The 15,093-nt window shown below is 33.9% G+C and carries 6 protein-coding genes and 2 rRNA genes; all 8 read left to right on the top strand.

Translation table 11 applies throughout. The features are described from left to right. A 23S ribosomal RNA gene (locus D2A34_RS26360) occupies window positions 1–2,558 on the top strand; the annotation flags it as partial. A 135-nt stretch (window positions 2,559–2,693) separates the two neighbouring features. After that, a 5S ribosomal RNA gene (gene rrf / locus D2A34_RS26355) occupies window positions 2,694–2,810 on the top strand. A 569-nt stretch (window positions 2,811–3,379) separates the two neighbouring features. Further along, window positions 3,380–6,049, top strand: a complete 2,670-nt coding sequence (gene glgB, locus D2A34_RS26350) for a 1,4-alpha-glucan branching protein GlgB (protein ID WP_119368350.1) — start codon at window positions 3,380–3,382, stop codon at window positions 6,047–6,049. 91 nt (window positions 6,050–6,140) lie between these two features. Further along, entirely contained in the window at window positions 6,141–7,580 is a 1,440-nt protein-coding gene (glgA, locus tag D2A34_RS26345) for a glycogen synthase GlgA (RefSeq protein ID WP_079442103.1), read from the top strand. 25 nt (window positions 7,581–7,605) lie between these two features. Then, on the top strand, window positions 7,606–10,041 hold the full coding sequence (locus D2A34_RS26340; RefSeq protein ID WP_079442104.1) for a glycogen/starch/alpha-glucan phosphorylase: 2,436 nt from the start codon (window positions 7,606–7,608) through the stop codon (window positions 10,039–10,041). Between the two features lie 12 nt (window positions 10,042–10,053). Continuing rightward, window positions 10,054–11,880 carry a glycoside hydrolase family 13 protein gene (locus D2A34_RS26335; RefSeq protein ID WP_119368349.1) on the top strand — a complete coding sequence of 609 codons (1,827 nt, stop codon included), beginning with the start codon at window positions 10,054–10,056 and terminating at the stop codon, window positions 11,878–11,880. Window positions 11,881–12,151: 271 nt separating this feature from the next. Beyond that, entirely contained in the window at window positions 12,152–13,312 is a 1,161-nt protein-coding gene (locus tag D2A34_RS26330; protein ID WP_079442106.1) for a glucose-1-phosphate adenylyltransferase, read from the top strand. Window positions 13,313–13,336: 24 nt separating this feature from the next. Then, window positions 13,337–14,437, top strand: coding sequence for a glucose-1-phosphate adenylyltransferase subunit GlgD (gene glgD / locus D2A34_RS26325; protein WP_079442107.1), 1,101 nt, complete (start codon window positions 13,337–13,339; stop codon window positions 14,435–14,437). The last annotated feature ends 656 nt before the right edge of the window (window positions 14,438–15,093 follow it).

Genomic DNA, 15,093 nt, shown 5'->3' with positions numbered 1-15,093 from the left:
TAGGGGGTAATAGTCCCGTAAGTGAAAACTATGATAATCAGTTCTGCACCAGAGTACCACGAGACACGTGAAACCTTGTGGGAAGCAGGGAGGACCACCTCCCAAGGCTAAATACTACCTGATGACCGATAGTGAAGCAGTACCGTGAGGGAAAGGTGAAAAGAACCCCGGGAGGGGAGTGAAATAGAACCTGAAACCATGTGCCTACAACCGATCAAAGCACCTTATGTGTGTGATGATGTGCTTTTTGTAGAACGAGCCAACGAGTTACGGTATGTAGCAAGGTTAAGTACTTAAGGTACGGAGCCGAAGGGAAACCGAGTCTTAATAGGGCGACTAGTTGCATGCTGTAGACCCGAAACCGGGTGACCTATCCATGGCCAGGTTGAAGCGAGGGTAAAACCTCGTGGAGGACCGAACCACGTTGCTGTTGAAAAAGCATGGGATGAGCTGTGGATAGCGGAGAAATTCCAATCGAACTCGGATATAGCTGGTTCTCCTCGAAATAGCTTTAGGGCTAGCGTCGGAAAATGTGAGTAGTGGAGGTAGAGCACTGAATAGGCTAGGGGGCATAGCGCTTACCGAACCTTATCAAACTCCGAATGCCATATACTATCAGTCCGGCAGTCAGACTGTGAAAGATAAGTTCCATGGTCAAAAGGGAAACAGCCCAGATCGTCAGCTAAGGTCCCAAAGTGTAAGTTAAGTGGAAAAGGATGTGGGATTTCTAAGACAACTAGGATGTTGGCTTAGAAGCAGCCACTCATTAAAAGAGTGCGTAATAGCTCACTAGTCAAGAGATCCTGCGCCGAAAATGTCCGGGGCTCAAACTTACCACCGAAGCTACGGGTTCACACTTATGTGTGAGCGGTAGAGGAGCGTCGTAATCGGGCTGAAGTCGTACCGTAAGGAGCGGTGGACTGATTACGAGTGAGAATGTTGGCATTAGTAGCGAGATGTAGGCGAGAATCCTACAGGCCGAATATCTAAGGTTTCCTGAGTAAAGTTTGTCTTCTCAGGGTTAGTCGGGACCTAAGGCGAGGCCGAAAGGCGTAGTCGATGGACAATTGGTTGATATTCCAATACCACTATAATCGTTATTATCGATGGTGTGACGGAGAAGGATAGGATGTGCCAGCTATTGGATGCTGGTCTAAGCGTTAAGGGAGTCAGAGTAGGCAAATCCGCTCTGGCAATTCTGAGGCGTGATGGGGAAGGTTCTACGGAACCGAAGTATCTGATTTCATGCTTCCAAGAAAAGCATCTAGAGAGAGAAGTAGTGCCCGTACCGCAAACCGACACAGGTAGATGAGGAGAGAATCCTAAGGCCGACGGAAGAATTGCAGTTAAGGAACTAGGCAAATTGACCCCGTAACTTCGGGAGAAGGGGTGCCTGAGAAATCAGGCCGCAGAGAATAGGCACAAGCAACTGTTTAACAAAAACACAGGTCTCTGCTAAAGCGAAAGCTGATGTATAGGGGCTGACGCCTGCCCGGTGCTGGAAGGTTAAGGGGAACACTTAGTGGTAACGCGAAGGTGTGAACTTAAGCCCCAGTAAACGGCGGCCGTAACTATAACGGTCCTAAGGTAGCGAAATTCCTTGTCAGGTAAGTTCTGACCCGCACGAATGGCGTAATGACTTGTGCACTGTCTCAACTGCAAATCCGGCGAAGTTGTAGTGCGAGTGAAGATGCTCGCTACCCGCGATTGGACGGAAAGACCCCGTAGAGCTTTACTGTAGCTTAGCATTGAATTTCGGTATTGTCTGTACAGGATAGGTGGGAGACTGGGAAACTAGGGCGTCAGCCTTAGTGGAGTCGTTGTTGGGATACCACCCTGATAGTATTGAAGTTCTAACTGGATGCCATGAAACTGGTGACAGGACATTGTTAGGTGGGCAGTTTGACTGGGGCGGTCGCCTCCTAAAATGTAACGGAGGCGCCCAAAGGTTCCCTCAGAACGGTCGGAAATCGTTCGAAGAGTGCAAAGGCAGAAGGGAGCCTGACTGCGACACCTACAAGTGGAGCAGGGACGAAAGTCGGGCTTAGTGATCCGGTGGTACCTCGTGGGAGGGCCATCGCTCAACGGATAAAAGCTACCTCGGGGATAACAGGCTGATCTCCCCCAAGAGTTCACATCGACGGGGAGGTTTGGCACCTCGATGTCGGCTCGTCGCATCCTGGGGCTGAAGTAGGTCCCAAGGGTTGGGCTGTTCGCCCATTAAAGCGGCACGCGAGCTGGGTTCAGAACGTCGTGAGACAGTTCGGTCCCTATCCGTCGCGGGCGTAGGAAATTTGAGAGGAGCTGTCCTTAGTACGAGAGGACCGGGATGGACTGACCTATGGTGTACCAGTTGTTTCGCCAGAAGCATAGCTGGGTAGCTAAGTCGGGAAGGGATAAACGCTGAAAGCATCTAAGTGTGAAGCCCACCTCAAGATTAGATTTCCCATAGCGTAAGCTAGTAAGACCCCTTGAAGACTACAAGGTTGATAGGTCAGAGGTGTAAGTATGGTAACATATTTAGCTGACTGATACTAATAGGTCGAGGGCTTGACCAATAAATAATCAAGTTGTAATACATTAAAAAAACTATGTGCAATTTTGAAAGAACAAAGCTTTCAAAGGAAACTCACTCAACGTAGTTGAGGAGTACAGTTCATTAGACCAAATCATAGATTTGGAATGAACAAGCATCTCGTGATGATGGCATAGAGGTAACACTCCTTCCCATTCCGAACAGGAAAGTTAAGGTCTATAGCGCCGATGGTACTGCACGGGCGACTGTGTGGCAGAGTAGGACGTTGCGAGGTAACTTAAAAGATAGTTGTAATGACTATCTTTTTTATTTTTATTAGATATCTAAAATTTAATAAACTAATAATAAAAATTGATGTTAATATATATAATTTATTATTATATGAGAAAAAATTTTTACTTGAATATAAACTAATAAAATATAAATAAAAAAGAGATAATTTAAATTAAGTTATCTCTTTTTTTTATTTTTGTAAACAATTAAGTAACTAATAAGTCTTAAACTTACATTGTAGATAAGTTTATTATTACAAAAAAGTACATAGAAACTTTATGCATTATAGCTGAATATCTATACACAAATAAACAAAAAAAGTTAAATGAGTTAATAATTTTAATAAAAAAAATAGAAAAATAAGTGAAATATACTACAGAATTTGGTAAGATAGATATATATAATAAAAGAAAAGTATAAGTATTCAAAATTTATCCGATGGCTAGCATCCGTGATACTCCATTTCTTTGGGGATGAAATAACGGATATGTACTGAGGATATAAGCTAAAGTAAGATTCACTTGGCGATTATGAGAGGGATAGAGAAATATGAATGGGGGGTATGGTTTAATGCAAAGTAACTCTAAGAGAGATAAGTCCAATGAAAAAGAGGAGTTAGTCACTAGGCAAAATATAGATGATATAGAGAAACAAGATAATGAAATAATTGACGATAAAGTATCTTCAGTTGTTAAAAAAGAAAGAACTGTAAGGGGTAAGAGAAATACACAAAAGAAAACTGATATAAAGGAGAAAAAAGAATCAACAATTAATGAAGATGAAATTAAACTTGAAATCAAGGAAAAAAATATTGTTGACAATGAAAAAGATGATAGAATTAAAACAAAGTCTAAAGTAAAGACAAAGAAATCTAGTACAAAAAGAGGTACCGAAGCTAATGTTAAAACTCCTGTTGAATTAAATAAAAAAAGTGATTTAGAAATACAAGAGAGCGAATTAAGTGAGAAGGGCATAATAATAGATGAGGGAAAAAACGAACAAATAGTTAATGGTAAAGTTGAGGAGAAATCAGGTCATAAAAAATCACATCATAAATCGAAAGCAGGAATCTTGAAAAAGACATCTTCAAAATCGAGAGCTTCAACTAAAATTAGTGAGAAGGACAATATATTAGAAGCAGGAGAGATTAAGAAAAGTTCAGGAAAAAAAGAATTATCATCAAAAATAACCGAAAGTAAAGATAAATCATCTAATTTAAATCTAGGTAAAACACAATCTAAAACAGGACAAGTCAAAAATACAGTTAAAAAGGTTGTTGAAAAATTGGATAAATCTGAAATAACAAACTTTAACACATATTTATTCCATCAAGGTAAGAATTATGATGCTTATAATATTTTAGGCGCGCATATTAGGACTGAAAAAAGAAAAAAGGGAGTGCAATTTTCGACTTGGGCTCCTAATGCTAAAGACGTGTATGTTGTTGGGGATTTTACTGATTTTGAAGTGAAAGAAGAGTACAAGTTAGAAAAGATAACCGAAAATGGTTTATGGAAGGGATTCTTTATAAAACCTAAAGTTGGGGATAAGTATAAATACTGCATAGTGGAAAGCAACGGTGAAAAAGGTGAATACAAATCTGATCCATATGCAATAAAAACTGAATTAAGACCTAATAATGCATCTATAATATATGCTCCTAAGGATTTTACTTGGAATGATGAAGAATGGATAGAAAAAAGAGATAGAATTAATGTTTTGGAACAACCATTAAATATATATGAAATTCATTTAGGATCTTGGAAGACTAATAATGATGGTAGTTTTCTAACATATGAGGAGATTGGGGAAGAATTATCTAGTTACATTAAAGAGATGGGATATACACATGTAGAGATTATGCCACTGGTTGAACATCCGTTAGATGCTTCATGGGGATATCAAGGAACTGGATATTATTCACCAACAAGCAGATATGGTGATCTTGAAGGTCTTAAGAAGCTAATAAATAAATTACATGAGTCAGATATAGGAGTAATAATGGATTGGGTGCCGGGTCACTTCTGCAAAGATGCTCATGGCTTATATAAATTTGATGGCACACCAACATATGAATATCAAGAAGAATGGAGAGCAGAAAATAAAGGTTGGGGAACTTGTAATTTTGATTTAGGTAGATCGGAAGTAAAGAGTTACTTAATATCAAATGCGTTATATTGGTATAGAGAATTTCACATTGATGGATTAAGGGTAGATGCTGTATCTAGTATACTGTATCTAGATTATAGTAGGTCACAGGGAGAATGGTTGCCTAATAAGTATGGTGGAAATGGAAATTTAGAAGCTATTGAATTCATAAAGGAGTTAAATAGAGCTGTTTTTGAAGAATATCCAACAGCACTTATGATAGCAGAGGAATCAACTGCGTGGCCAAATGTAACAAAGCCGCCTGCATATGATGGACTAGGTTTCAATATGAAATGGAACATGGGATGGATGAATGACACATTAGAATATGTCCAGATAGATCCTAAATATAGGAAGAATAATCATAAAAATATAACATTCGCTATGATGTACACTTATGCTGAGAACTATTTATTACCTCTTTCACACGATGAAGTTGTTCATGGAAAGAAATCATTGGTGGAGAAAATGTGGGGAGATGAGTGGAATAAGTTTGCAGGCCTCAGAGCATTTGTTGGTTACATGATGGGGCATCCAGGAAAGAAATTGCTGTTCATGGGATGTGAATTCGCACAAACAATCGAGTGGAGAGAATATTCTCAATTAGAATGGAATTTATTAGATGATTTGGAGATTAACAAGAAAACACAAATTTTCTTTAAAGACTTAAATCATTTGTATCTTAATAATAAAGCTTTTTGGGAACTTGATCATGATTATAGAGGCTTTAACTGGATAGAGGCAGACAATAATGAGCAGAGTATATTAATCTTTACCAGAAGAAGCAGAAATGATAATGATACATTAATTTTCATAATTAATTTTACATCTGTAGTATACTATGATTATGCAATAGGAGTACCGTTTTATGGAAGCTATGAAGAAGCATTCAACACAGATGATAGTAAATATGGTGGATCAGGGCAAACAATCGGAGAAGTATTATTAGCTGAGAAATGCCCTTTCCACAATCAGCCATATTCGTTAAAAATAAAAGTTCCACCAATGGCAACATTAATACTGAAAGTAAATGACCTTAATATGGAGCAAGAAATAAACATCGCTGAAGAAGTGATAGTCGAGGAAAATTAAGATGATATAAATTAAAAATAATATGAGATTAGGATTTCATGAAGTATTAGATAATATTAAAATGTTGTTTTTAGGCTAAGGGGGATAAAGAATGAGAGTTTTATTTGTATCATCTGAGGCAAGTCCGTTTATTAAAACCGGGGGGCTTGGAGATGTTGCGGGAGCATTACCAAAAGCACTTGCACAAAAAAATACAGATGTGAGAGTTGTTATACCGAAGTATAAAGAAATAAGTTGGGAAGTAAGAGATAAATTAAGATTTGTTAAATGGTTCAATGTGAGAGTTGGTTGGAGAGAACAGTTTTGTGGAGTATGGGAATGTTTATATAATGGAGTGACATATTATCTTTTAGATAATGAAGGATACTTTAAAAGAGATGGGAGCTATGGATTCTATGATGATGGAGAGAGATTCGCATTCTTTGATAGAGCTGTATTAGATCTGCTTAGACAAATTGATTGGCAACCTGACATAATTCATTGCAATGACTGGCAAACAGGAATGCTGCCCGTATTGTTGCAGTTTGAATATAAAAAAAATGATATGTTTTATTGGAAAATGAAATGCGTATATTCAATTCATAATATAGCATTTCAGGGCGTATTTGATCCTCAAATACTACCAGAATTATTCGGATTTGATATGGAACTTTACGATAATACATGTTTAAAATTCGATGATGGTGTCAGTTATATGAAGGGAGGGCTATATTACGCTGATATAATAACTACTGTTAGTGACAGTTACGCATATGAAATACAAACACCTGAATATGGTCAAAGACTAGATGGTGTATTAAGAGACAGATCCTATGCATTACGAGGAATAACCAATGGTATAGATTACGATGAGTTTAACCCTAAGACAGATAGATTTATTAAAAAGAATTATGATATAAACTCTATAGAGGATAAAGTAATAAATAAAACTGAGCTACAAAAGGAATTAGGACTAGCTATTGATGAGAATGTTCCCATGCTGGCTATGGTAACAAGGTTGACAAGCCAGAAGGGCATGGATTTATTAGTAAGTATCTCAGATAGACTACTACAACAAAATGTTCAACTAGTTATACTAGGAACAGGGGATAAGCATTATGAGGAACATTTCGAGTGGTTGGATTTTAGGTATGGAAATAAAGTATCTGCCAATATTAAATTCGATAATGGGTTAGCGAATAAAATTTATGCAGCATGTGATATGTTTTTAATGCCGTCACTTTTTGAGCCATGTGGATTAGGACAATTAATTGCTCTTCGATATGGTTCAATTCCTATAGTTAGGGAAACAGGTGGATTAAAAGATACAGTTACGGCTTATAATGAGTACACTGGGGAAGGAAACGGATTTAGTTTCCGAAATTATAATGCAGATGAGTTATATAATATAATTCAATATGCATTATGGATATACAAGGATAAGGAACAGTGGAATGATCTTATTAAAAATGCGATGGATTCTGACAACAGTTGGAATAAATCAGCACAAATATATCTAAATCTTTATAAAGAATTAGCAGGAAAAGATTGAAGCGCTGTGATGAGGGGGTATATCAATGCTCGAAATGGATAAAAAGACATTTAAAAAGGCTTACGTTAATAAGTTTTTAGAAATGCATGGTATTGAGTTAAAAGAAGGAACTAAACAACAAAAGTATGATGCTTTGGGGAGTCTAGTGCGGGATTATGTTACAAGAACATGGCTTAAAACAAATAAGAAATATAATAAAACTGGAGAGAAACAAGTTTATTATTTTTCTATGGAATTTTTATTAGGAAGATTACTTGGAGATGCACTGCTAAATATAGGTATAAGAGATGTATGTAAAGAAGCATTATCTGATTTAAATATAGATTTAGAAGAGTTAGAAAATCTTGAGCAAGATCAAGGGTTGGGAAATGGTGGACTTGGAAGATTAGCAGCATGCTTTTTAGATTCCATGGCTTCTTTAAATATACCAGGAAACGGGTGTGGGATAAGATATAAATATGGATTTTTTGAGCAAAAGATAATAGACGGAAAGCAAGTAGAAGTATCTGATGATTGGTTAAGGGAAGGAAATGTATGGGAAAAGAGAAAAGCTGAAAAAGCTGAAATAGTTAAATTTGGCGGGGAAGTAAGAGTAAGTGAGATAAATGGACGTTTAAATTTTACGCATATAAACTATGAACCTGTTTTAGCTGTTCCGTATGACACACCTATTGTAGGATATGAAAATGAGATTATAAATACTCTTAGATTATGGAGCGCAGAAGCTGTATCAAATGAATTTGATTTTTCATCTTTTAGCAGAGGAGATTTTCTACAAGCTATTAAATATAAAAATTCGGTTGAATCAATCTCACAAGTTTTATATCCAGAAGATTCATTTTATGAAGGTAAGATGCTTAGATTAAAACAACAATATTTCTTTGTATCTGCAGGAATTCAAAGCATTATAAGACATTTTAAGAAGCATGGTAAGGATATACAATTATTAGATGAGAAAGTAGCAATTCATATAAATGATACACACCCTACGCTTGCAATACCAGAACTCATGAGGATATTAGTAGATGAAGAAGGACTAGAATGGGAAACTGCGTGGAGAATAACAACCAATACAGTATCTTATACTAATCATACAATACTATCAGAGGCTTTAGAAAAATGGTCGGTAGATATGTTTAGAAATTTGCTCCCAAGAATATATATGATTGTTGAGGAAATAAATAAAAGATATTGTAAGGAAATTCTTTTAAAGTATCCTGATAATTGGGAGAAAGTTAGAAAAATGGCCATAATAGCAGATGATAAAATCAAGATGGCGCATTTAGCTATTGTGGGCAGTCACAGTGTAAATGGAGTGGCGAAACTTCATACAGAAATATTAAAGAAAAAGGAAATGACTGATTTTTATTATCTATATCCAAATAAATTTAATAATAAGACTAATGGAATTACTCATAGAAGATGGCTTTTGAAAAGTAATCCAGAACTTACAAAGTTAATTAAAGATACAATTGGTGATAGTTTTATAAGGCATCCAATTGATTTAAGAAATTTTGAAAGACATTTATATGATGAAGTGATTTTAGACCAGTTAGGGAAAATAAAGAAATTTAACAAAGAAAAGCTAGCAAATATAATATTAAAAAACGATAATGTAAATGTAGACCCGGATTCTATATTTGATGTGCAGGTTAAAAGAATACATGCTTATAAAAGACAGATTCTTAATTGTTTAAGGATAATGGATTTATATAATAGGCTCATTGATAATCCTAATTATGATATGGTTCCTAGAACTTTCATATTTGGAGGTAAAGCTGCACCAGGATATTATCTAGCAAAAAATACTATAGAATTAATCAATAGTGTTGCTAACAAAGTGAATAATGACCCTAGAGTAAATGAAAAAATGAAAGTGGTATTTATTCAAAATTATAGGGTGTCTTTAGCTGAACAAATAATTCCTGGAACAGATGTAAGTGAGCAAATTTCTACTACAACAAAAGAGGCATCAGGGACATCAAATATGAAGTTCATGATGAATGGGGCTATTACGGTAGCAACATTAGATGGAGCAAATATTGAAATAAGAGATGAAGTTACAGATGATAATATAGTGATTTTTGGGCTAACTGCAGATGAGGTGCTTAACTATTATCAAAATGGAGGATATAAATCTATTGATATATATAATAGTGATATAAGAGTAAAGAGAGTAATTGATGATTTAGTAAATGGAAAATATCATAACGATAAGGATAAATTTAGAAGCATTTATGAAAATCTAATAAATTATAATGATGAATTTTTTGTTTTGCAAGATTTTGATTCGTATTTAAAGGCTCAAGATAAAATTGATACTCTTTATAGAGATGCTAATAAGTGGCAGAGAATGTGTGGAATTAATATAGCTCATTCAGGAATATTCTCATCTGACAGAACAATAGAAGAATATGCAACAGGGATTTGGGGATCTGAGGTAATTTATAAGAATCTATAGGAGGGTAATCAAATGAACGGTATACAGGTAGTACATGACTCGCAAAGCATAAAATTTAGGAAGCCCTTCGGAGCTGTAGAAGTAGGTGAAAAGGTTAAACTGTCAATTAATGTTGATAAAGAGGTAATTGTAGCAGTAGAATTAATTCAGTTTGATGGTACCAGAATAAATGTGGGGATGGAAAAGGAATATTTAAATAATGGCGAATTCAAATATTCAACAGAAATTGATACATCTGATGCTTTGGGAATATTAGAATATTATTTTATTCTGATGGATGGGTATGATAGGTTATATTATGGAAACAACGATGAACATTTAGGGGGAGTCGGCCAAATATATACTTATAATCCTGTGCCGTATCAAATAACGGTATATGAAAAATCTCATATACCTAGTTGGTATAAAGAAGGAGTAATATATCAGATTCTTATAGATAGATTCTATAATGGAAATGATAATAATACTATAAGTTCTCCTAAAGAAAATTCATTTATATATGGAACATGGAACGACAATCCAATGTATATTAAAGATAACTTTGGTAGGATTGTTAGATGGGACTTTTATGGGGGGAATCTAAAAGGTATTATAAAAAAGTTAGAATATATAAAGTCCTTGGGTGCTAATATTATACAACTAAGTCCCATATTTAAATCTCCTAGCTGTCATAAATATGATACCGGGGATTACGATATTGTGGATGAAATGTTTGGTACAAACAATGAGTTTGAAGAATTATGTAGGGCAGCAGAAAGCAAAGGAATTAAAATTATCCTAGATGTTGTGTTAAGCTATACTAGCTCGGATAGTAGATATTTTAATAGATTAGGAAATTATGACGATATTGGAGCATATAATTCTCCTAATTCTAAATATTACGAGTGGTATAAGTTTATTAAATATCCTTCTCAATATGAATCATGGTGGGGAATAAGCGAAAGACCAAACATTGATTCGATGCAAAAGGGGTATATTGATTTTATTATTGAAAATGAAAATTCAATTATAAAAAAATGGATAGCCTTAGGTGCAAGTGGATGGAAATTAGATGTGATAGATGAATTACCAGATGAATTTATAGAGTTGATTAGAAAAAAAGCTCAGGAAATTAGTAATGATGTCGTAATATTAGGCGATATTTGGGAAGATGCATCTAATAAAATAAGCTATTCGAAGAGGCGAAAATATTTTAGTGGTAAGGAAGTACATGCTGTAACTAATTATCCTTTAAGGGAAAGTTTAATTAATTTTACTAAAGGCTATATAAAATCAAGTCGGTTTAGACAGAGAATTATGTCATTGTATGAAAATTATCCAAGAGAAAATTTTTATGGGAATATCAACCTTGCAGGAACAAATGATACTGAAAGGATTTTAACCGTTCTAGATGGTAATATAGAACTATTAAAATTAATTGTAGTTATTCAGTTTACATTACCTGGGGTGCCACTGATATATTACGGGGACGAGGCAGGATTAAAAGGTGGAAAAGAGCCTGATAATAGAAAGAGTTATCCTTGGGAAAAAGAGAATAAGGAAATTCAGGATTTTTATCGAAGGATAATAGACATTAGAAATAGTGAAAATGGTTTAAAAAAAGGGGATTTATATATCTTTGAAACAGAGGCAGATGTGTTTGCATTTGAAAGAAATTATGAAAATGAAAAAATAATAATCTTAGTCAATGTTTCAAATGAGCATAAATTAATTAATGATATAAATTTGAATGGAACTTATGCGAATTTATTTGACGTCAGTGAAAAATATAAATTTGTAGGAAAAAATAGTGTTATATCTGTTTTTCCGCGTAATTTTAAGATATTGCGTAAAATCTAACTTGTTAGAACCTGATTAAGTAGATAGAAAATTGACGAAATATTTTAGTATATATTTATATGGAAAAAGATGTAAAAAGAATGTATAATATACTGTATCTAAAATAACACAAAACGACGTTACAACTTAGTAATAATGAATTAATGATAATATAATAGGCTATAAACTTATTGACATGAAAACAATATGTTAAGCATATTATTAAATATAAAAGCATAAAATATAAAATTTTATCTAATGAGAACAAGAACATGTGAGAGGAGATAATATTATGGGTAAAAACGAAATTGTGGCAATGATATTGGCTGGTGGACAAGGATCAAGATTAGGGGTATTAACAAAAAAGCTTGCAAAACCAGCGGTGCCATTTGGAGGAAAATATAGAATTATAGATTTTCCACTAAGCAACTGTTCAAATTCGGGAATATATACAGTTGGAGTGCTAACTCAATATAAGCCATTAGAATTAAATGCACATATTGGAATAGGTGAGGCATGGGATTTAGATAGGGCTCACGGTGGCGTTCATGTATTACCGCCTTATCAAGAAGAAAAAGGTGGAGAATGGTATAAGGGAACAGCAAATGCAATTTATCAAAATATAGAATTTGTTGATAGATATGATCCGGAATATATACTAATATTATCAGGAGACCATATTTATAAAATGGATTATACAAAAATGTTAGATTTTCATAAAGAAAAACAAGCAGATGCTACTATAGCAGTAATTGAAGTTCCAATGGATGAAGCGTCTCGTTTTGGGATAATGAATACTAGAGAAGATTTATCCATATATGAATTTGAAGAAAAACCAAAAAGTCCTAAGAATAACTTGGCATCTATGGGAATTTATATTTTCAACTGGAAAACTCTTAAGAAATACTTGAGGGAAGATGAAGCTGATAAGAGCTCAAAAAATGACTTTGGAATGAACATAATTCCGAGTATGCTTGGAGAAGGAAGCAAAATGGTTGCATATCCATTTAAGGGATACTGGAAAGATGTTGGTACTATTGATAGCTTGTGGGAAGCCAACATGGATTTAATAAAAGAAGATAATGAACTAGATTTACATGATGAGAATTGGAAGATATATTCAGTTAATCCGGTAAGACCTGCGCAATATATTGGTGAAAATGCAAAGATATCTAACTCGTTAGTGGTTGAAGGATGCATTGTTAATGGACAAGTTGAAAACTCTATATTATTCCAAGGTGTCCAAATAGGAAAAAATTCAGTTGTTCGTGATTCAATAATTATGACAGATGCAAAAATTGGAGATAATGTAGTTATAGAAAAAGCAATAGTTGGAAGCGGTGCTATTGTAAGAAAAGATTGTAAAATTTCTTTGGGAGATGAAATTGCTATTATAGCAGCAAAAGAAGAAGTGAAAATGGGTACAGTTATAGAAAATAATAAAGCTGTTTAGATAGGTACTAAGGGGGAGAAAGAAATGAAAAATTGTATTGGTATAATTAACCTAGATGAAAATGAAAACAGAATGGGAGAATTAGTTGTCAACAGATCTCTTGCTTCAGTTCCAATAGCAGCAAGGTATAGAGTTATAGACTTTATTTTGTCGAATATGAAAAATTCAGGAATAGATTGTATAGGAATATTTACGAAAAATAAATCAAGATCATTAATAGACCACTTAACAAATGGTAGACCATGGGATCTAAATAGAAAAAAGGATGGACTAAAAGTTTTTAATTTTGGAAATGATGAGCCGGTTTATGATGATGTTCATAATTTTGCTGAAAATATACAGTTTTTAACACATAGTAAAAGAGAATATGTATTATTAGCACCAAGCTATATGATTTGTAATATAGATTATAACGAAGTATTAGAATACCATAAGAGTACGGGGAAAGATATTACAATGGTATATAAAAAAGTAAATAATGCTGATGAAGCTTTTGGAGATTGCGGAGTACTGAACTTTGATGATTCGGAAACTGTTATAAGTGTAGGAGAAAATATAGGTAAGAACCCAAAAGCTAATATTAATATGGAAATGTATATACTGAAAACAGAATTGTTTATTAATATAGTAAATGAATGTGTAAGTAGCGGAATGTATAGAAAAGTTAAAGAATATATTCATAACAATCTAAATACTCTGACTGCTGGGGCATACGAATTTAAGGGTCATTTAGACTGCATAAATTCTATTAAATCTTTATATGACAGCAATGTAGGATTCTTAAATAGAAAAATTAACAAAGAAATTTTTAACGAAGAAAGGCCTATTTATACTAAAACCAAGGATGAAGCACCAACCCATTATGCAGATAAGAGTAACGTTATAAATTCAATAATAGCAAATGGTTGTCGAATTGAGGGAACGGTTGAAAACTGTATAATAGGTAGAAGAGTGTATATAGGAAAAAACACCAAACTTAAGGATTGTATAATAATGCAAAATAGTATGATTGGTGAAAATGCAGTATTAGATAATGTAATAGCGGATAAGGGGAGCGAGATAAGAGCTGGAGAGACTCTTATAGGATCTATTATGTATCCACTAGTTATAAAGAAAAAGAAATAGTGTTGAAATTAAAAGCGTATAAAGTAATTATTGATATATTAGTAAGAATATTAATAGTTTAAGATAAAATAGGTATTGAAGTTTAAACTAAAAATTAGACAATCAGAATTGTTACCTTGAATATATCGTCAAAGAGTGAACTCTTTAACATCAATATATGGAGAAACAATTTAATGACTAATAGTAGTTTAAATTTTCAATACCTATTTTAACTATTCGTATTAGTGAGATTTGTTTATCAATTACAAAATAAATCATAAAAACTAGTGCAATTTTTTTAGGAATGAAAGTTATATCGTGGTAAAAATAAGTTTTTAAAGAAAAATGTTGACACTATAATTATAACATGTTAATATGAAATACGTCGCTAAGAGACATGAAACATTTTGGATGGATCGATAAAAGAGTTTTTAACAAAGACTTTAAAAGATTTTGAAAAAAGATGTTGACAGGGTCGAAAGCAAGTGATATACTGAGAAAGTCGCTTGAGGGTGACAAGAAATAAAGTGAGTTACAACAATATGTTGTGAGAAAAATTGGTCTTTGAAAATTGAACAGAATATATAAATACATTTAAGTAAACCAGCAATTCTTTATTTGAGTAAGCTAAGATTAAACTTTTTATTGAGAGTTTGATCCTGGCTCAGGACGAACGC

Origin of the sequence: Clostridium chromiireducens, from assembly GCF_003575225.1 — a bacterium.
GTDB classification, from domain to species: Bacteria; Bacillota; Clostridia; order Clostridiales; family Clostridiaceae; genus Clostridium; species Clostridium chromiireducens.
The sequence above is the reverse complement of the archived record's forward strand: the minus strand, read 5'-3'. Positions and strand labels throughout refer to the sequence as shown.

Bases quoted from the DNA above. Each gene is read 5' to 3' on its own strand.
- glgA (WP_079442103.1), top strand. From the start codon at position 6,141: ATGAGAGTTTTATTTGTATCATCTGAGGCAAGTCCGTTTATTAAAACC.
- glgB (WP_119368350.1), top strand. From the start codon at position 3,380: ATGCAAAGTAACTCTAAGAGAGATAAGTCCAATGAAAAAGAGGAGTTA.
- D2A34_RS26335 (WP_119368349.1), top strand. From the start codon at position 10,054: ATGAACGGTATACAGGTAGTACATGACTCGCAAAGCATAAAATTTAGG.
- D2A34_RS26340 (WP_079442104.1), top strand. From the start codon at position 7,606: ATGCTCGAAATGGATAAAAAGACATTTAAAAAGGCTTACGTTAATAAG.
- D2A34_RS26330 (WP_079442106.1), top strand. From the start codon at position 12,152: ATGGGTAAAAACGAAATTGTGGCAATGATATTGGCTGGTGGACAAGGA.
- glgD (WP_079442107.1), top strand. From the start codon at position 13,337: ATGAAAAATTGTATTGGTATAATTAACCTAGATGAAAATGAAAACAGA.